Origin of the sequence: Coraliomargarita parva, assembly GCF_027257905.1 — a bacterium.
Lineage (GTDB): Bacteria > Verrucomicrobiota > Verrucomicrobiia > Opitutales > Coraliomargaritaceae > Coraliomargarita_A > Coraliomargarita_A parva.
Genome location: NZ_JAPZEI010000002.1, coordinates 243,252 through 264,002 on the forward strand (window position 1 = coordinate 243,252; position 20,751 = coordinate 264,002).

10 protein-coding genes, 1 tRNA gene and 1 pseudogene are annotated in these 20,751 nt (G+C 55.1%); 8 read left to right on the forward strand and 4 right to left on the reverse strand.

What is annotated here, in order from left to right; genetic code table 11:
• Nucleotides 1–31: 31 nt before the first annotated feature.
• The 4 genes and pseudogenes from ccoN to O2597_RS03385 all read right to left on the reverse strand — a co-directional run bounded on the left by ccoN (nt 32) and on the right by O2597_RS03385 (nt 6,091).
• Nucleotides 32–2,406 (reverse strand): annotated as a pseudogene (gene ccoN / locus O2597_RS18595) (cytochrome-c oxidase, cbb3-type subunit I).
• Nucleotides 2,403–2,564, reverse strand: a complete 162-nt coding sequence (locus tag O2597_RS03375) for a hypothetical protein (RefSeq protein WP_269522778.1) — start codon at nt 2,562–2,564, stop codon at nt 2,403–2,405. The pseudogene ccoN and the gene O2597_RS03375 overlap by 4 nt, the downstream one beginning before the upstream one ends.
• Nucleotides 2,561–3,064 carry a hypothetical protein gene (locus O2597_RS03380; RefSeq protein WP_269522779.1) on the reverse strand — a complete coding sequence of 168 codons (504 nt, stop codon included), beginning with the start codon at nt 3,062–3,064 and terminating at the stop codon, nt 2,561–2,563. Before O2597_RS03380 ends, O2597_RS03375 begins: the two co-directional genes overlap by 4 nt.
• A gap of 333 nt (nt 3,065–3,397) precedes the next feature.
• Complete coding sequence (locus O2597_RS03385) at nt 3,398–6,091, reverse strand: hypothetical protein (protein ID WP_269522780.1); 2,694 nt, start codon at nt 6,089–6,091, stop codon at nt 3,398–3,400.
• A 241-nt stretch (nt 6,092–6,332) separates the two neighbouring features.
• Between O2597_RS03385 and O2597_RS03390 the strand changes: the two genes are divergently transcribed.
• From O2597_RS03390 to O2597_RS18705, 8 genes are all read left to right on the forward strand, one after another.
• Nucleotides 6,333–7,256 (forward strand): helix-turn-helix domain-containing protein, encoded by a 924-nt coding sequence (locus O2597_RS03390; protein WP_269522781.1) that lies wholly within the window; start codon nt 6,333–6,335, stop codon nt 7,254–7,256.
• Nucleotides 7,257–7,413: 157 nt separating this feature from the next.
• Nucleotides 7,414–7,495 (forward strand) — tRNA-Leu (locus O2597_RS03395).
• Between the two features lie 294 nt (nt 7,496–7,789).
• Nucleotides 7,790–11,419, forward strand: coding sequence for an ATP-dependent DNA helicase (locus O2597_RS03400; RefSeq protein WP_269522782.1), 3,630 nt, complete (start codon nt 7,790–7,792; stop codon nt 11,417–11,419).
• Between the two features lie 113 nt (nt 11,420–11,532).
• On the forward strand, nt 11,533–14,340 hold the full coding sequence (locus O2597_RS03405) for a type I restriction-modification system subunit M (protein WP_269522783.1): 2,808 nt from the start codon (nt 11,533–11,535) through the stop codon (nt 14,338–14,340).
• A complete protein-coding gene (locus O2597_RS03410) occupies nt 14,337–15,548 on the forward strand; it encodes a restriction endonuclease subunit S (RefSeq protein ID WP_269522784.1) in 1,212 nt (403 codons plus the stop codon). Before O2597_RS03405 ends, O2597_RS03410 begins: the two co-directional genes overlap by 4 nt.
• Before the next feature lie 7 nt (nt 15,549–15,555).
• Complete coding sequence (locus O2597_RS03415) at nt 15,556–16,323, forward strand: hypothetical protein (RefSeq protein ID WP_269522785.1); 768 nt, start codon at nt 15,556–15,558, stop codon at nt 16,321–16,323.
• Nucleotides 16,324–16,553: 230 nt separating this feature from the next.
• A complete protein-coding gene (locus tag O2597_RS03420) occupies nt 16,554–19,937 on the forward strand; it encodes a type I restriction endonuclease subunit R (RefSeq protein ID WP_269522786.1) in 3,384 nt (1,127 codons plus the stop codon).
• Nucleotides 19,934–20,605, forward strand: coding sequence for a M48 family metallopeptidase (locus O2597_RS18705; RefSeq protein ID WP_425603716.1), 672 nt, complete (start codon nt 19,934–19,936; stop codon nt 20,603–20,605). Before O2597_RS03420 ends, O2597_RS18705 begins: the two co-directional genes overlap by 4 nt.
• The last annotated feature ends 146 nt before the right edge of the window (nt 20,606–20,751 follow it).

A 20,751-nucleotide genomic window follows, 5' to 3' on the forward strand; every position in this document is an offset into this window, starting at 1 on the left:
GGTATGTGTCAGTTTTCCGGTTATCCAGTTTTCAGTTGTTTTTCACGACCTTGCCTTGGTCGACGACTTCGTAGGAACCGAGCTTTTGCAGGTAGGCAATGAGTGCGACGATTTGCTTCTCCGGTTCGATCAGGATCCCCTTTTCGGCTAGACTTTCGGCGATTTCTTCCGCTTGGGCATTGACCTCGGCGTAGATTTCCTCCTCCGACAGGTCGATCGGATACGGCACCCCGAGCATGCGCATGGCATTGATTTTTGAGGGCAGCTCCTTGACCTTGGTTTCCTTCACCAAGAGGTGTGGATAAGGCGGCATGTTCGAGTCCGGCGAGACGTCACGCGGGTCCTGCATGTGCAGGTAGTGCCAGTCGTCGGAGCGGAAGGTGCCCTCGCGCGCGAGGTCGGGTCCCGTTCGCTTGGATCCCCACTGGAAAGGGTGGTCGTAAATGGACTCGCCCAGGTGGGAGTAGCCGCCGCCACGGCCGTTGTCGCCGTAGCGGAGGACGTCCGGCACTAGGGTGCGGATCATTTGCGAGTGGCAGTTGTAGCAACCTTCACTCACGTAGATGTCGCGCCCGGCCAGTTCGAGCGGTGTGTACTTGATCTGTAGGCGGCCTTCGATGTTGTCGGCACGCTGCATGGTGACGGTCGGAATGATCTGAATCGCCCCCCCGATCGCGGCGGCGATAATGGTCAGGACGGTAAAGGTGAAGCCGTGCTCCACCAATTTCTCATGCCAGTCGCCCCATTTGGCACCGCTGACCTCGAAGTGGGCGAGCGCGATAATGACGATAAACGCGGTGGCAAAGATGCCGAAGATAAAGAAGAAGCCGTCGCCGAAGATGGCCATGGCGGCAGCGATCATGCCGGTGAAGCAATACATCACCGGAGCGTTGAAGAAGCCGCGGAACTTGCCCATGCGTTCGAAGCCTTCCGTGCTGACTTCGATCGTGCCGTTGACCGGCTTGCCGCTGCGGATCGTCATCCAGACGTTGTAGGCCAGGAGGAAGAAGCCGATCAGGTAGAAGCTGCCGCCGATGAGACGGAAGAGCATGAGCGGGCGGATCGCCTGCAGGGTTTCGAGGAAGTTCGGGTACTTCAGGAGCGTGCCGCCGTCGGTCGTCGCATTGAGCATGACGCCCTGGACCATGCCGCCGGAGACCCACATGGAGGCGACATAGAGTAGAATGCCGACCATCCCGAGCCAGAAATGGAGGTTGGCCATGGCCGTGGAATGCAGCTTTGTGCCCCAGAGGCGGGGTGCGAGCCAATAGAACATTCCAGCGGCCATGAAGCCGTTCCAGCCGAGGGTGCCACCATGCACGTGACCGATCGTCCAGTCGGTGTAGTGGAGAGGGCGTTGACCGACTTAATGGACATGAGCGGCCCTTCAAAGGTAGCCATGCCGTAGAAGGTGACACCAGCAGCGAAGAATTTAATGACCGGATCGGTCAGCAGCTTGTCCCAGGCCCCGCGTAGGGTGAGCAAGCCGTTGAGCATCCCGCCCCAGGAGGGGGCCCAGAGCATGAGGCTGAAGAGCATGCCGAGGGACTGGAGCCAGCCGGGGAGTGCGGTATTTAAAAGGTGGTGGGGTCCCGCCCAGATATAGATGAACACGAGGGACCAGAAGTGCACGATGGACAGGCGGTAGGAATAGACCGGTCGGTTGGCCGCCTTCGGCACGAAGTAGTACATGATCCCGAGGATCGGGGTGGTGAGGAAGAAGGCCACCGCATTGTGGCCATACCACCACTGCACCAGCGCGTCCTGTACCCCACCAAAGATCGGGTAACTGTGGGTGAAACTGGTCGGTAGTGAGAGGTGGTTGACCACGTAGAGCATCGTCACGGTGACGATGGTTGCGATGTAGAACCAGATGGCGACGTAGAGCGATTTCTCGTTCCGCTTGGCCAGGGTCCAGAAAAAGTTCGCGGCAAAGACCAGCCAGATGACGGCGACCATGATATTGATCGGCCAGATCAGTTCGGCGTATTCTTTACCGCGAGTGAAGCCTGCGGGCAGGGTGACTGCCGCACACACAATGATGAACTGCCAGCCCCAGAAGTGGATTCGGGTCAACAGGTCGGATGCGAGGCGACAGCGGCACAGGCGCTGAGTTGAGTAGTAGATGCCGGCAAACATCATGTTGCCGACGAAAGCGAAGATGGCCGCATTGGTATGGAGCGGGCGCAGGCGGCCGAAAGTCAGGTATTCCACGCCATCGCCCTTGAACAGCCCACGCGTGATCCATTCGAGGAACTTGCCGTTCATCTGCCAGAAGTTCAATTGGGAGGCGACGAAGACACCGGCACCCAGGCCGACGAGGGCCCAGAGGATGGAGGCCAACATAAACCGGCGGACGCTTTCGTCATCGTATTCGATGGTAGTAGTCGTGTTCTGTGTGTTCATTTGCGAAGGACGATCTTGGGTTTTTCCAAATCGAAGGGGCGGAGGGCATCTTGTTCCGGGGTACCGAGGTGCTTGCTGCGTCGCTCCCGGATGAAGCATGCGAGAAAAATGCCGGCGAGGAGCAGGCTGAGGAAGACAGTGAGGAGGAGGACTTTCACGGGACCCTCCTTTGCAGATTATGGTTCATGGCGAAGGGGCAGTCATTGCGACCCGCCCGATGCTGGCAGTGCTCGATCTCGTAGGCGATCAGGCCGGAGAGGGCGTTGTTGATCAGCTCGCAGCAGAATTCGCGGTCCAGGGCATTGAATTCGTGCTCCGTGTCCCAGTCTTCCTCGAACACGCTCATAAATGCTTTCAGACCGGAGTCGTGCAACTCGATACAGGCACGGCCCCCGAATGTCCGGGCCCGGCAGACACAATGGGTGCCGAGGAAACTGTCCATGTGCAGCGTCTTGTTCGTTTCCACGGGGCGCTGCCCGGTGCGGATCATTTCGATCACTTGGTTCACGGCGGAGTCGAAGAAGGAGAGTGGAATCGGCCCCTCATCCTGTTCGGCGCGTTCCACGTCATCGGCCGGCGGGACTTCCGCCTCGGTCAACCAGTTCTCTACGATCTGTTCCCGGTTGTCCAATAGGTATGCGACCAAGCGATTTTGCATGCCCACATATTACGAATTCTGACTCTAGCTGTCTCCGCATATTGGGAACACTTATGCGCATATTTTCTTCAATTTGGGCAAATTATGCAGATACGGAGGAATTGACCATCTTGTCTGCTGGTTGAAACCCCTCCGTCTGCGGCAAGTGCAGCCATCCGCCTTCGCTCCTGTACGCCGTGACAGATCCTCCCCTGCACGCAGGGGAGGGGGCGCGAAGCGCTGGAGCGCCCCCATGATCACGGAATGTGGCTCTTCCCGTAAGTCGGCGATGCAGAAAAAGAAAAGCCCCCGGCGTAGGCCGGGGGCTGCAGGCTATGTGCTCTCTCGTCGTGGCTAGTTACTTTCGTAGAGCTTGATATTCGAGAAAGTCACATTGGCGGAGGCATCGGCATCATCATCCGCAATCAGTGTGATGGAGGTCTGCGTGCCGGTGAAGAACTGTCCCAAGGGGATCACGTAGCTCACCGGTCCCTCGCCATCCACATAGGACGGTGCGACCGCCTTGATTGTATTGGGGGGCGTATCACTGCCTCCCAGCTTCAGTGTGTTCACCCCGTTGCTATAGCTGTCGTCACTGTCGAAACCGATACAGCATAATTCGCCGGTATCAGAGGCGTCGATGGTGACTTCGAGGACGGTATCTGCGGTCACGGTGTAGTTGAAGGGATGCTTTTGCCAGATGTTCCCGCTTAGATGTACGGCGGTGTCGTTTGATTCCAGTGTCACCGAGCCGTTTCCTGTCTGTGATGAATAGTCACTGAAGCTCCCGCTATCGAAGTCCGGGCTTTCGAAGACACGTATGCCGGAGAAACGTACATCACAGCTGGCATCGGCATCATCATCGGCGATAAAAGTCAGGTAACTCGTGTTTCCGGTGTAGCAGGTTCCGACTTGGATCCGGTAGCTCGTTGTGCCGCTGCCGGCCGTGTAGAGCGGGCTGAGAGCGGTAAGGGTCGATATCCCGCTTTGACTGCCTCCCAGTTGGAAGTTCGTGGCATTGTCGCTGTAGTCGTTGTCGCTATCGAGGCCGATGCCGAGGATTTCCCCGCAATCCCCCGCATCAAGGGTGAATTCAAGTACGGTGTTGGCGGTGACTGTGTAGGCAAAATCGAATTTGCACCAGATGTTGCCCTCCAAATGAAGGGTGGTGCCGCTGTTTTCCAAGGTGTATGTGCTACTGCCGTCGGACTGGTTGCTGTAGTCGCTGGCTGAGCTATCTTCAAGTACCATCGAGTCGACCGAGGCGGCTTCATACAATTCGATGTCTGAGAAGATGATATCCGCATTGGCGTCGGCGTCATCGTCGGCAACGAAGGTCAAGTGGGTCATCACACCGGTGAAATATTCCCCCAGCGGGATCTCATAACTGATTGCGCCGCTGCCATCGGTATAGGCCGGATCCCATGCGTGAAAGCCTGCGACATTGGTCTGGCTGCCTCCAAGTTGTATCTGGGTCGCGCTGTCACTGTAATCGTCGTTGTTGTCCAGTCCGACGGCCATGATCTCGCCACTGTGGCTGGCCTCGACGGTGACGCGCAGCACGGTATCCATGGTCACGGTATACGGGTAGGGGTAGCGTCGCCAGATATTGCCCTCCAGATGAATCGCGGTGTTATTGGACTCTAGAGTGGCGGTGCTGACGCTGGCGGATTGACCGGAATATCCGGTGAGGGAACTTGCGTCGAATTCCAGTCCGGAAGCGGTGTTGTCTGCTTGGAAGTAGCCCTTGCTCTCGCCGTATAAGAGGCTGTTCATATCGCTGCCTAAGCCATCCCAGTCGCTGTGCGGATTCACAAAGTCGGGGTCGGTGCCGCTGCCCGGATGGTAGGTTGCGGTGCCATTCGCGAGTGTAACCGAGCCCTGGGTAAAGCTCCCGTCCGTCGCGGTGAAGGCGAGGATGCTGTTGTTCAGGGTGATATTGCCACTGCCCGCCTCGTGGGCGCCGTAACCTTTGGTCGAAATAAAGCTGAAATTCGTGACGCTGATGCTGCCGTCTTCAGTCCAGACGCCGGAACCGCCATTCGACTCCACCCCGTTCGGAAGGGTGTCGGTCCGCCGGAACATGTAACCGGCCGTACAATTGTTCAAGCTGCTGCTTTGCCAGAGACGGTAAGAACGGAAATTGCGAAATGAGACGCAGCCTGTCAGGCTCGCACTCACCTTCAGGTCGAAGCCGGCATCTTCATTGTTCAATGAGATGCAGCCATCAAAACTGACGCCATTGGTTGTGCCCTCCATGACGAAGCCGTCGCCATTCCAGTAGGAGATCCCCTGCAGGTTGCGGCGGTTGTTCTTCGATACGCAATCGATGAAACTCAGGTTTGTGTTGTCGGTGCCGCTGTCCTGGGAGACGAAGCCGAAGGGGATCGGTTCGGCGTAGTCCCACCAACTGGTGTCTCCGCCCGTCATGTCGGCTAGGCAGGCGACGAAGCTGACATTGTCGCAGCCCTGATCCAGGCGATAGGCATGCTTGGTGTAATGGACGACCGACAGGTTTTCGAAGCTGGAATTATCCAGGTTTGAGACGTAGACGCCGTGGCGCACGTCATGGATGTCGATGTCCTTGAAGTGGATGTCGGTGGCTGAGTCGCTGTTCGTATTCCGGATGGCGTAGACGACACCACTCAACTCGAGGTTTTCGACTTCCCAGTAACTGCCCGTGACGCTGATCACTTGGGTCTGCCCGCTATCCGGATTGCTGCGGGTCCAGGTCCCGCTGCCGCTGAAGTGGGGCTTTCCGTTACCGGTGTCGATTCCCAAGATTTGCTTCGGGGAACCCGCGCTCCCGCTGGAACTAAGTGTGAGAAGGCTGGAACCGTAGTCGCCGGAACAGAGGTACAGGGTGTCACCGGGGCTCATGCTTGTGTTGAGCGTTAGGGATAATTGGCTTTTCGGAAGTGCATGGGCTTGGCTACTGCCATCCATATTTCCGCTACCATCGGGGGAAAGCCAGTAATCGGCAGCGGATAGGTGCAGGCTACCGGAGACGAGACTGAGACAGATCAATCGCCGAAAGAATCGATACATGATATTATGGGGTTTGGGGTTCAGGGAATGGCTGCGGGATACGCAGCCATTCCCTGAATGCCATTTTTGTCCTGGATTGGGGACGATTGCGCTGGTTAACCTATTCAGTAGGTCGGTGTTTTCGATTGGGCGGCACATCGGAGGGAGCCGGAGATCGGAATGGCAGGGCTTGATTCTTTTCATAAGATCTCTAGCTTCCATAAGCGATACTGTTGATTCTCCTACAAACTCCGCTGTTTTCATGACCACAGAGATGCTCCCAGGGAAAGCCCATACGCCATCAGAGGGGCAGGCCGGGCGGAGCCGGCGGGTGGTGGAGAAACTGACCTCGTCTCAGATCTACCGGGACTACAAGGGCGCGTTCGAAACGGTGACGGGTCTCTCCTTGACCCTGCGTCCTCTCAAGGCCTATGAGAAAGCCGTGACTCTGGACGAGGGCGGCAACCCGTTCTGCGCGATCATGGCACGCACCAACCAGGGCTGTGCCAATTGTCGAAAGATGCAGGCGGATCTGGAAGAAGAGGCGGAGCTGGGGCCGGGCAGCCTGCATTGTTTTGCCGGGCTCTGCGACAGCGCGGTGCCGATCCGTGTGGGCAACGAATTGATCGCGTTCCTGCGGACCGGGCAGATCTTGCTGCATCAGCCGAACCAGGAGGAATTTACCCGGACGACCCGCCAGCTGTTGTCCTGGGGGGCGGATGTGAACCTGAAGGCCTTGGAAGAGGCTTATTTCCAGACCCAGGTCTTCGATCAGGCGCAGTATGAAGCCATGCTTCGCCTGCTGGCCACTTTTGCGGAGCATCTGGCGACCATCAGTAATAGTATCGAACTTGAGGATGACGAGCAGGAGCCGGCCCTAGTCAGCAATGCCAAACGCTACATCCAGGACCGCTTTAATGAGCGCATTTCGCTGGATGAGGCCGCCAAGGCGGTCAATGCCAGCACCCGTCACTTCTGCAAGGTCTTCAAGCAGGCGACGGGGATTACTTTTACCGATTATCTGGCCCGTGTCCGGGTCGAGAAGGCCAAGCACCTGCTGCAAAACCCGCACCTCCGGGTCAGTGAGATCGCTTTCGAGACCGGATTTGACTCGATTTCGCAGTTCAACCGTTCCTTCAAGCGCATCGCAGGGACCACGCCGACCCAGTTTAGGGAAGAATTCTAGGGCTCTTTAGGGAAGGCTGTTGACTTGCGCGGCGTATGGCGACTGGGGACAGTCGCCCTCCCATCTTCTATTTCCGGGGAAGCGCATGGCGATGTGAAATCTTTGCCTGCGGGCTTGCATTCGGGCCCAAGACCTACTTAATCCTGCGCTTTCTGATGCCCAGATGGCGGAATTGGCAGACGCGCTAGACTCAAAATCTGGTTCCTTCGGGAGTGTGGGTTCGACCCCCACTCTGGGTATTCTTTCAATATAAACGGGTTACACAACGTAGCCCGTTTTTTTGCCCGAATTTAGCCAACAGCCTGAAATCCTAACGCTTATAGTGAATTGGCTGCCAAGTCGCTATTTTAGTCGGTTTTTCCGGATTCTTAGTATCGCGGAAGGGCAAAGTTCGACCAACGCGCTAGACGCGAATCTATTGTGCCTCGTTACAAAGTAACTTTGGCACTACAATTTGAAGTTGAGTAGTTCTATGTGTAACGCTTTTCTTCGAAGGCTTCCAATACTTATTGTCTATCAAGTGTTAACACCAAATGCCTACTCATCTTTCAGCACGACTCTCTTGGCATAATGATGGTTGGAATGGCCGCATCTGTCGTAAGCCAGCGACCAACCACTTTTGTGTCGGGCCTCACACCTATCCGAAGGACAAAATCAAAAACAAGCGTGATCTGGATTGGGAGGAGTCGGTGTCGGGCCAATGCTGTTCAAAGATAAACGGTATCCCGCCATGTATCTACAGCATCAATGCATTCGGCTCCGAGCCTCTGACGGCTGTAGATGAGCCGCCGGAGTTCTTCAAAACCGGTAAGCGAACGGAGTGGAAGTTGCCTCCTGCAACTGTCTGCACATGGCCATATGAGACCATGTATGCAGACGAAGTCTCTGCCTTGGGGCGAAAAGACAACGTCAAACGTTTAGAGTTAGCTAAGGCATTCTTCGATGAAATCGAGCCGGATCAGAGTCTAGTATTCCACTACGCCAATTATAGCAATCCGCTGAGTAGCGAGGACAGTAAACACTACGTAGTAGTGGGCGTGGCTCGAGTAAAGAAGCTCGGAAACTTTCAGTATTACAGTGACACCGATGAGGCGACCCGTCTGCAGTATGGTGGAGCTTATGTGTGGCAGATGAACGTAGAGACGCACTACCCGGACCAAGGAATGCGCATCCCATACCATCGCTACTTGGACAGTCCGGAGATTCTTGAAAAGATCACGCTAGTTCCAGAGAATCCTCGCTGCTTCAAATACGCCTCGCGACATGTGAGTGATGACGATGCACTGTCGCTGGTTGAACGACTTGTTGAGATTGCTTCCTACCTGCGAGAGATTGGTGATGACTCAGAAGACTGGGGGCAAAGGCTGGGATGGCTAAATAGTCTCCTTGCCGAGCTCTGGAAGGGCCGTGGCTTGTATCCCGGACTGCCACGGGTGTTGGACCTCCTCGGCATGGCAGAAGTCGTGCAGCCTTTCCGTATTGCTTCTGGCGAGGGAAGAGAGAAAGAATTCAAAGCGGTTGTGTTTGACTGGCTGGACGAGAAAATAGACATGATGCCCGGCGTTCCGCCTACTGCCTTAGAACCTTCAAGAATACGCAGGCAGTGGAAACTTAGAGAAGAAGCGGAGCGCACCTTGTTGGCTGAAGTGTTACCCCGGTTTGACCTGCCGAAGGACCAGATGGAACGCATTCTTGCTGAGGACCGAGCCGAGAGCTGCCTGATTGCCTCACTGGACGATATTCAAGACAATCCTTATTTATTGGCGGAGCAATTTGTCGGCACCGGGCCAGATGATGTCATCTCATTCTCGCGTATCGACCATGGAGTGTATCCATCCCCTGAACTCGGAGGCGCCTCCCTTTTTGAGCTGGATGACTGGCGGCGACTACGTTGTGCCTGTGTCGATCGTTTGATGTTCGAGAGTAAACACACCTTCCTTAGCTGCGGCCAGCTGTTGCAGGACGTGAATCATCGCCTAGATCTGCTACCCGAGTGGAAGCGAGTGTCCTTCAAATCCACCTACCTTGATGTGGACCGTGAAAATCTAGAGCTTGCGCTGGTTTTCCGCAAAGAGGGAGGACGCGAGTATGCTTATTTGCGCCGGATCTATGAGGCTGAACGAGAGATCGAGAATCGCGTGCGCATTCTCGCTGGTTACAGCGAGATTAATTTCACTTCTCCAGTGACGGAAAAGCACTGGCGGAATCTTCTGTTCAATGCCGAAAGTCGCCTTGCAGACAAAGACCGCACTGAATATGAAAATGCAATCACGACGCAAAGCGCCGTCTGCCTTCAGATCTTCCGGCGACCGCTTTCCATTGTCTGTGGAGCTGCTGGCACAGGGAAGACCACGATCATCAAGGCCCTTCTGCAGGCTATAGAGAAAGCCCATGGAGCCAACGCAACCTTTTTGCTACTAGCACCAACCGGCAAAGCCGCTGACCGAATCCGCGAAAAGACCGGAAAAGATGCCATGACAATCCACTCCTTTCTGGCCAAGCAAGGCTGGCTTAATAATAATCTGACGCTGAAGCAAACAGGTGGCAAAAAGGAGATGCACGTCACTACCTACGTTGTGGACGAAGCATCCATGCTCGACTTGGAACTGACTGCCGCTCTGTTTCGCGCCATCAACTGGAACACCGTCCAGAGATTCATCATCGTAGGTGACCCCAATCAGTTGCCTCCAATTGGCCGAGGAAAGGTCTTCGCTGACATTATCGATTGGTTGCGTGCCAATCATCCCGAATGTGTCGGTGAACTCACGGCCAACCTTCGCCAGATGGAGAATCGATTAGTCGGCAATGGCACGGGCATTCTCGACCTTGCCTCGGTTTTTATCCGTCGTGGAGACAAGTCCGTGAAGGACGAAGAAGAGTCCCTTAGAGCCGAAGAGTTGTTCCAGCGATTGCAAGACCTGCCGGCGGATGGTGCGATGGACAAGGACTTACGCGTGCTATTCTGGCAAGACTCGAAAGACCTTATGGAAAAACTGGTGGCGCAGATGATTGCCGATATGGAAGAAGATACTGGCACAAAGATCGATGCTGAAGCGACTCACAAGCTTTGGCTCGCAGCTACGAAGTCAGAAGACGGGCATTTTCGCCCTGAATATCACCAAGTTATCTCACCCTACGTTCACGAAGACTTTGGCACCGAAGCAGTGAACCAACGGCTTCAAAAGGAAGCACGCGGTGGGGGATTGGAACGGATAGGCTCTCTCTCGGGTATCACGCTTTTCGATAAGGTGATGCAGACTAGAAATCGGGGTGCATCCGAATCGTTGCATGCTTACAACTTTAACACGAAGACCAATGAACCGTGCGAGGTCTTCAACGGAGAGTTGGGATACGTGCGTCCTCATGGCTTTGACAAAAATAAGTGGAAATGGGGCGGCTTCCGGATGAAACGCTTGAGTGTTAGCTTTGCGCGTAAAGAGCATCTGGCGGTTGGTTACGGCAAGGAACTCGGCAAGTTCGTTAGCAACGGCAAAGAACGCTGGATCAAAGAAGAGCCCCCCGAAGAGAATCTAGCCCTGGCTTATGCCATCTCCGTGCACAAATCTCAAGGCAGCGAGTTTGACCGCGTTTATTTTATCGTGCCCAAGCAAAAGACCGCCTTGCTGTCTCCCGAACTCTTTTACACCGGCGTGACACGTGCCACTAGGCATTGCACTCTCCTTGTTGAAGAGGACATCGCGCCACTGCTGAAGATCCGCCGCCCCGAAAGTTCGCATCTGGTGGGAATCAACTGCTCGCTTTTCGATTTTACACCGGCGCCGGACGGGTTCGAACTATTGCGCCGTGAGGGCTATTTTGAGGACCGAAAAATCCACCGAACACTGGCTGACGTTATGGTTCGATCCAAGTCGGAGGTGATCATATCTAACATGCTCTTCGATCGGGAGGTAGCCTTTGAATATGAGAAGCCGCTGTATGCTCCCGATGGATCTTTCTATCTTCCCGACTTCACCATCACATGGCGTGGAGAACGCTATTTCTGGGAGCATCTAGGCATGTTACATCGCGATGATTACAAGCGGAAGTGGCATATCAAGAAGGAGTGGTATAACAAGCATTTTAGCGGTAGACTTATAACAACGGAGGAATCGGGCGAACTTTCACAAGAAGCCGCTGAAGTTATTAAAAGACATTTCTCCTGATTATTGCTATATACACTGGGTCTAGTCCGCGAAAAAGGTGGAACTAGAATTTTCGGTTGAGTAGTTCTAGGTATAAGGCCTTTCTAATTTGCTATTCAAACTTTCTGAACTAAATGCGCCTCACAAAAATCACTCTCAGTCAGCTCGAGAAATTCCTTTTTAAGTCAGCAGATGTTCTGCGGGGCAAGATGGACGCATCCGAATACAAGGAATACATCTTCGGTCTTCTTTTTTTGAAACGCCTCTCGGACATGTTCGAGGAAACGCGCAACCAGCTTCGCAAAGACTACAGACACCTAACGGCTGATCAGCTGGAGCAGGTTCTTGAGGATCGCACAAGTTATGGCGATACTATGTTCGTGCCCCCTCGCGCTCGCTGGAACGAGCCTTGGACCGAGATTGTGGAGAAGGCCGAGGATGACGGCAGCACGACCACCACTGAGGTTCCCCATACTGCGCTCAAGGACATTCAGACGGGAATTGGCGAGATGCTTAACAAAGCGATCGCCGCCCTTGAAGACGACAACGAGGCTCTCCATGGTGTGCTCAAGGGTAATATCAATTTTAATGAGCAAGTTTCCGGCAAACCCAAGATCAAGAACGAAGACCTGAAAAGCCTGCTCGACCACTTCACGAAGAGCGTGGATGGACTAGGAATCCCGCTCGTCAATGATGTGTTCGAGTTTCCCGACCTGCTCGGTGCGGCATACGAATACCTGATCAAGGAGTTCGCAGATAGCGCGGGCAAGAAGGGCGGACAATTCTACACCCCCCCCTGGGTGGTGCGCTTGATGGTGCGGCTCATTGATCCAAAGCCACGCATGACGATCTATGACCCAACGGTCGGTTCCGGAGGTATGCTTATTCAGTGCAGTCAATATGTCAGCGAACAGGGTGGCGACGGCACCGACCTCGATTTCCATGGTCAGGACAGCGACGGCGGCGCGGTATCCATCGCCAAGATGAACCTCATCCTCCACAACCTGCAGTCGTCGCACATCGAGTTCGGCAACGTGTTGGAGGAGCCTCACAACGAAAAGGACGGTCAGCTCATTCTAGCTGACCGCGTAATCGCCAATCCGCCCTTCGCTCAAAACTGGACGCTCTCCCGCTGTAAGCGCCCGGAGCGCTTCCAGTATGGGCACGCTCCGCAGACGGGGAAGAAGGCGGACCTCATGTTCCTTCAGCACATGTTAGCCAGCTTGAAGAGCACCGGGCGGGGCGCGGTGGTCATGCCTCATGGCGTTCTCTTCCGCGGGCGCAAGGAGCGGGAGATTCGCATGGCCTTGCTCAGGGCACGGGTGATCGAGGCCATCATCGGCTTGCCGCCCAAGTTGTTCTACGGCACCGGCATTCCAGCCGTTATCATCATCCTCAATAAGTCGATCCCCGACCAGGAGCGCGACCACGTCTTTCTCATCAACGCCGACCGCGAGTTCGCTGAAGGGAAAAAGCAGAACCAGCTTCGCCCCGAGGACATCGAAAAGATCGTCCACGTTTTCCAGAACCGAATCGAGGAGGACAAGTATTCCAAACGCGTGCCGCTCTCAGTCATCGAGAACGAGCACGATTGGAACCTCAACCTCCGCCGCTACGTTGACAACACCCCACCGCCCGAGCCAGAAGATGTTCGCTGCCACTTGATCGGCGGTGTGCCCCGTGGCGAAGTGGAGACACCTGCTGCGGTTCGACAGCTTGGGAAATTCAATCTCTCCGTCGCCTGCGTGCTTGATGACCTCGATGAGCAACGCCTCTCCTTCAAAGCCGAACTCACCAGCTCTGCCGAAGTGCGGGCGCGGGTGGAAAGTCAGCCGGAGATTGAGGCCACCCGCACTCGGCTGAACGAAGCTCTGTCTGGTTGGTGGCAAACAGCTCGCGACGATTTCTCTGCGCTGGCTCCTCAAACTGAGGCTGCCGTAGTGCAGGAAGGCGACGGCTCCTTCGTGACCCTCACCGATGCCCGCTTGCCACAGGTGCGGTCAACACTGCTTGATCAACTCGTGCAAGTGCTCGTGCCCCTCGGCGTCCTGGATGACTACCAGTCCCGCGGTGTCTTCGTGAACTGGTGGGAAGGTATCAAGTATGATCTCAAGACCATCACCTCGATTGGCTGGGCTCCCACGCTGATTCCAGAGTCAATGGTCATCGATCGCTTTTTCGCCGCCGAGCGGAATGCGATCACGGAGAGGGAACAACTAATCGCCGAAACAGAGGCCACGTTGGCAGAGGCAGTGGAGAACGCACAGTCCGTCCTCGAATACGAACCGGAAGAAGGTGAGTCCGTCACAGCGGCCTCGATGAAGACCGAGCTCAACAACGAAATCGGCGACGATGAATCGGAATCGACCCGCGACTTCCGTGAGGCACTGGACGCCATCAAAGCAGCCGAGTCTTCACTCAAGAGTCACAAGGATGAACTCAAGCGCCTGACTGAGGAGCTTGCCCTGAAAGTCGAGTTCAAGCTATTCGGCATCGAGGACAAGCTGGAGGAACGCACAGAGCTGCTCGCCGCAGCCGAGTCCGAGCTGGCGGCTGCCGGTGGCCCACCCGAAACACCCGCCCGACGCGTCAAGGGAGCGCCCAAGCCCACTGCGGCCGAGAAGGCGCAACTCAAGAAGCGCAAAGCACTCGCCGCGGACGTCGAAACGCTGAAGGTCATCATCGCCAGCTACCACGCGCTGGTTCACGAGATCGGTGGCGTGATCACGACGGAAGAGGCTCGGGAGTTGATCCTTCAAAAGCACCATGACCTCGTCGCCGGTTGTCTCCAACGCTACGTGCAGGCAGAGGAACGTGCCTTGTTCGCCATCTTTGAAAACCTGTTTGCGAAATATGCTACCAGCGGGGAAACGATGGAGGCGGCGAGACAAGAGACGCTCACGGAATTGCAGGGATTCCTTACAACCTTGGGTTACGCATGAAGACACTTGGATCCATCGTCACATACCGGAAGGGAAAGCCACCTAAGACGGGCCCTCACGGAAGACTTCCCGTGCTGTCGCCACACTACCTGCGGACCGGCGAGATCGAGGAAATGGCAGAACCGACTGCAAAAGATGTCGTTCTCAATGGTGGCGAATTAATTCTCCTTTGGGACGGATCCAATGCAGGCGAGTTCTTCCGCGCGCGTGCAGGCGTTCTCAGTTCGACTATGGTAGCCTTTGATTTCGATGAGGAGCTCACCAATCGGGACTACCTCTACTACGATCTGAAGCGTTTTGAGCCAGAACTCAAGGGACGGACAGCCGGATCAGGTATTCCTCATGTCGATAAGGAGGTTCTCCTCTCCCGTTCAGTTTTTGAGGGAGGCCCTCTAGAACAAGCAGCTGCAGCCAAGGTTCTTCTCAAGGTTGACCACGCCATCGAACAAACCGAAGCCCTGCTGGCGAAGCAGCAGCGGATCAAGACGGGGCTGATGCATGACCTCCTCACCCGCGGCCTTGATTCCCAAGGACAACTCCGCGATCCCTTGACCCACGAATTCAAGTCATCTGGATTCGGGCCGATTCCAGATGAGTGGGATGTCAGGGAGCTGGCAGCATGCACGAAGGAGACGATTACATACGGGATTGTTCAGGCGGGTCCCCACGTCCAGGGCGGCATCCCATACATCCGAACCGGCGACATGAGCGGCGACAAACTTGTTCGAGATCAGATGCTCTGCACGTCTCCTGAGATCGCAGCTCGCTTCAAACGATCCGAGGTGAGAGCAGGTGAAATCGTCTGTGCGATTCGAGCGACCATTGGAAAGGTTTTGCAGGTGCCGCCTGAGTTGGACGGCGCTAACCTAACACAAGGCACGGCCCGCATTTCTCCAGCCGCCGATGTAGATGCCGCATTCCTTCTTTGGGCGTTGCGCTCGATGAATACGCAAAACGAACTGCAACTTCAATCGAAGGGCACAACCTTTGCCGAGATCACGCTGACAGATTTGCGCCGAGCTCCGGTTGCGATTCCTCGCTCGACTGACGAGCAACATCGCATCGGTGTAATCCTCAATCAGCACGATGTAACGGTTAGAGCGCAGGTAGCACAACTCACTAAACTCCGCCGCCTGAAATCCGGCCTGATGCATGACCTGCTGACTGGCGACATGTCTGTCACTCCACTGATTCCCGCCACCTTATAGCTCGACTATGCCAACCCTCCGAGAAATTGTTACAGCCGAAACCGCCACAGCGGAGGAATTGCCACTCGTCCACACGACCCAGCGCAAGAAATTGGATGAGTTAAGGGCAACGCATCAACTCCGCGAGCCAGACTGCGATGTATTTTGTGAGCCCGTTGTCTACTTTTTTTATGGGCGTCCTGCTTACCGCTCACTTTTGGGCCGCGATCCAGGTTCCGGTCTTGAGCTTTGCCCAATTGGTCTCGTTTTCCGTCCCGGGACAGTATCATCTACAATTCGGCGTATGTTCGCCTGTGACTCTGGTGCTGTGCATTTGGGTCTGTTGGAACCGCATGTCGCGAAAACGGAGCTCACATTCCTCGAGCTGGATCCGACGATTGATAGCGCCCGGCGCCTCATTCCATTGATTTACGGAACAAACAAAAATTACTTTACTACTCAGTTAGAGCCTGCGGTCACACCTTCATTTCCAGCAGGCGAGGTAGCCGATCGCTGGCATCGCCTGATTCAAAATCCGACCTTGACAACATGCGACGACCGCATGTCCGCCATCGAAGTGCAAGTCATGGGGCCAGTGGGGCTTATCGACTCGTTGCTTTACGTTTCCCTACCATCTGAGCTTCTCGAAGATCCCGAAATCAGATCAACCATTTTCACCGAATGGAAATGTGACCCGCTTCCATACGACGTTTATCATGCAGCTCCCCCTATCGAATACTATTCCGACATTAGGCGTGCCGTAAGGGAGCAGTATCTACGGACTCACCGGATATGAACGCTTCCCAACAACACGAACTAGTCGGGCTATATCGTGCTCGCCATGAGCCTCCGGGGTTTGCTATTTGTATTTTTTCAAACGATTCAGGGGTGCTTTGTGTGCAAGAAGCATCTGATGCAGGTCTCGTTACGAGATTTTTCCCGTGTGATGCAGATCGGGATGAATTGCAAGCGGGACCAATCGGCGGGATTGGGTATCAAACTGTTTATTCTGAGATTGGCTCAGAAATGCTGTTCAGCTTTCAACGGACTGACGGTGAGTTCGTGATCGGAAAGAGAACCGCTGTCGAAACGGTTGTCCGAGATGAGTTGATCAATCTTTGGAGGTTTCCTTTCATTTACGCAGAGGCGGCAAGGTTTATCGGCGACCAGGAGGCCATTCTTAAGGCGGAGAAGGCAACCGCACGTCTTCTCAAAAATCCCCGATCTGAACGCAAGGAATTGGGTCCGTTTGTCGCAGGGGAGTCAAACCGCAAAGACCTCCAACTCGACGAGAAGAATCACGTAGAAGAACCGCTATTGGAGCATCTTGCCAAGCTGGACTGGACCGTGCTCCGGCTGGAGATGCACTCCCAGACCGCGGCCGAAACGGGGCGGCGGGACTTCTCCCAAGTGGTGCTGGAGAAGCGCCTCACCGACGCCATTGTCAGAATCAACGATTGGATCGAGCCGGATCAGGTGGAGGAAGTGGTGCGGCGCTTGTGCGATTTTCAAAGTCCGTCGCTCATCGAGAGCAACAAGCAGGTTCTGACGTGGATCACCGAAGGCATCGGCGTTGCTGAGAACAGGAAGGCCGGCGAGCCCAGCCCGACGGTGCGGATAGTGGATTTCTCTCCCAATTCCACCAAGAACGACTGGCTGGCGGTGAGTCAGCTGAAAGTGAAGATTCCAGGTCGAGACCAGCATATCATTCCGGATGTGGTGCTTTTCCTGAACGGGCTCCCCATCGTGGTGATCGAGTGCAAGAGCCCGAAGGTCGAGGAACCCATCGCGGAAGCAATCGACCAGCTTCTCCGTTACAGCGAACAAAGGGGCGCGACCGGCGAAGGCAACGCGGCACTGTTCTTCTACAACCAGTTCGTGGTGGCAACCTGTCGCGAACAGGCGAAGTTCGGCACGATCACCACGCACACGGAACGGCACTTTTACCGCTGGAGCGATCCTTGGCCGTTCTCGTTGGATGAGGTGGCTGAACAAACCGCCAAGGAAGGCTCGGCCGGATCTCCCTGCGATCAGGCCCGGCTTACCGCCGGGATGTGTGCGCACAAGAACCTGCTTTCGCTGCTGCAATCCTTCACCCTCTTCACGACGGATGCCCGGGGACGCACCCGGAAAGTGGTGGCTCGCTACCAGCAATTTCGCGCCGTTCACAAGGTGCTTGAACGCATGACCAATGGCGAGACCCCCGCCCAACGTGGTGGAATCGTCTGGCATACGCAGGGATCGGGGAAATCGCTGACGATGGTATTCGTCGTGCGGGAGCTTCGACGCCGGAATGCCTTACTTGATTGGAAGGTGGTGTTTGTGACCGACCGGACGCAGTTGGAAGAACAATTGAGCGAGACGAGCCAGAGCATCGGGCAGACAGTCGTTGCGGCAGAGAATATCTCGCACCTCAAAGAATTGATTCGTGACCCATCCTCCAATTGCGTCATGGCGATGGTGCAGAAGTTTCAGGAACGAGATCTGAAGGCGATTTTTCCCGTCCTGAACGCGAGCCCGAAGATCCTCATCATGATCGACGAGGCGCACCGAACTCAATACGGGCTGCTCAAAGCGAATCTGGAGCGGGCCATGCCCAACGCGACCAATGTCGCCTATACCGGCACTCCGATCGAAAAGACGGAGCGGACATTCGGTGCCTACATCGATTACTACACGATGCGGCAGGCGCAGGAGGACGGTGTGACTCTGGAGATCGTGTATGAAGGTCGCACCCACTCCGCGAGCGTCTCTGACGCGAAGGCAATGGACGCCAAGTTCCAGGATGTCTTTTCCGAATATCGGCTGGATGAACGCCTGCAGATTCTCGGCCACGGAACTCGTGATGCGTATCTTGACGCGAAGACCACCATCGAGGCCAAGGCTCGCGACATGGTGCGGCACTTTGCGCGACAAGTGTTTCCAGGAGGCTACAAGGCTCAGGTGGTTGCCAACTCGCGTATCGCTGCGGTGCGCTACGCTGAGGCCTTGAGGGAGGCGATAGCAGAAGAGGTGAAGTCTCTGGCGGAGGACAATCCCCTCCAGGTGAACGCCGATGAACTGAACGCCGTGGAGGTGGCTTTGGTCATTACCTGGGGGAACAATGACGAGGCCGAGATCAAGGACGCGATGCGAAACGTGGACATCGAAAAGTCGGTGAAGCGATTCAAGATGCCCTTCGAGGCCGAAGAGAACTCTGGAGGCGAGACCCTCAATGGGCGGATCGGCATAGTGGTGGTGACAGAGATGTTGGTCACGGGCTTCGATGCGCCAGTCGAGCAGGTGCTCTACCTCGACCGCGTGATCAAGGATCATGGATTGCTTCAGGCCATCGCACGGGTGAATCGCGTGTATGACGAAGGCAAGGACTGCGGGTTTGTCGTCGATTACGTCGGAGTGGGCAACAACCTGCGCAAGGCGCTCGATGCATACGCTCAGAAGGAGCAGCAGGAAGTGATCGAGTGCCTGACGCCAGCCTCGGAATTGATCGGGGATCTCAAACAGGCCTTGGATGAGACTCTGGAGATCCTGGCCAGGAATGGCTTGTCGGACACAACCGAGACAGAGGCATTTTACGATCTATTCTACGATGAAGACATCCGCTTCGAATACCTGACGGCGTTTCGGAAGCTGACGCATGCCTTCAACAAGGCGCTGCCAAGAGCCGAGGCGCTCGACTATTTCCATACCTACCAACGCCTCGGGGCCGTGAACGAACTCGCCAGCCAGTTCTTGAAGGACGACCGGCTGAGTATGAAGGGCGTTCCGAAGAAGCTGAGGGCGATCACCGACGAGTTTCTGGAGTCCCAGGGCATCGAGCAGAAGGTCGCACCGATATCGGTGTTCGATCCTGAGTTCCAGAAACAGGCTGCACAACGCAACCGCTCCAAGACTAAAGCGGCCGAGGTGGAACACGCAGTTCGTCACCACATCGAAGTCAATTACGATGAGGATCCTGAGCTCTTCGCTTCATTCGCCCAGGAGCTGGAGCGCATCTTGCAGGAGTTCGCAGGAAATTGGGACGCCATCTGGAAAGAAATGGAGAAGCTCCGCCAAAAGCTCATGGCGAAGGAGCAGGAGGAAACTCATGGGCTGGATCGGAAGCGCGGGATGCGGATTTTCCGAATCATCAAGGCCGAGCTCTTTGGGGAAACGCCACCAGACGAGGAGCAGATCGCCAAACTGGTGAACTTGACTCAGCTGGTTTTCCAGACAGTCCAAACTGAAGTTCGACAAGCTGGTTTCTGGGGCGCGCCCGCAAAACAGGCTCGGTTAAAAGGAGAGTTACAGAAGATTCTGATAGGTGAGGATTTTGTGAATTTCGGTCCAATGTGGGACAAGAAGGCCACCATTATTTCCCGTATCATGGAGTGGGCGCGGCTAAACCACAAACTGGTGATTAGACCATGACGTTGAAATATGAGGTGGTTCGCTCTGCGCGAAAGTCCATTCAAATCACGGTCGAACGTGATCGAAAAGTTGTCGTCCGCGCTCCGAAACAGGCCAGCGAGAATTCTGTTCTAGCTGCAGTTGAAAGTAAGCGATATTGGATCTGGCAGAAGCTACGCGACCCTCACAAATATCCCGACCCAGCACCGAGAAAAGAATATGTCACCGGTGAGACATTCCTTTTTCTTGGGCAACATTATGGCCTTACTCTGACTCACGACGCTAGTGGAGAGGTGAAGTTATGTGGTAAGAACTTTCAGATGGCAGTCTCCGATAGGACTAGCGGCGACACTCTCTTCCGGAATTGGTATCTTGCTGAGGCTAGGAGAAGAATGGGACCTCGAATCGCATCGTTAGCTACAGAGATGGGCGTCGATTTCTCCCGGATCTGGGTCCGTGATCTAAGGTATCGCTGGGGATCATGCACGCCAAGAGGAACACTTTCGTTTAATTGGAGAATAATCCAAGCTCCGATGATCGTGGTGGACTACCTAATTGTTCATGAACTCGCTCATGTGCTGGAACCAAACCACTCACAAGATTTCTGGAATATTGTGGCTGTTCATGTGCCAAGTTGGCAAAAAGCCCGAAACTGGCTAAAACTGCATGGAGCTCAACTAGAGTGGTGATGTGCTGTTCTCGCGTTGGTAGTCGAGGTGATACTGATGCAATCAGAGGATTTTCGTGTGATTTTCTAGAGATCACAGAAAGATTCATTGCATGTCTATTCTTCTAAACTTTCCCCATTCAGCCCCATTTTGCCCCGAATTTGGTT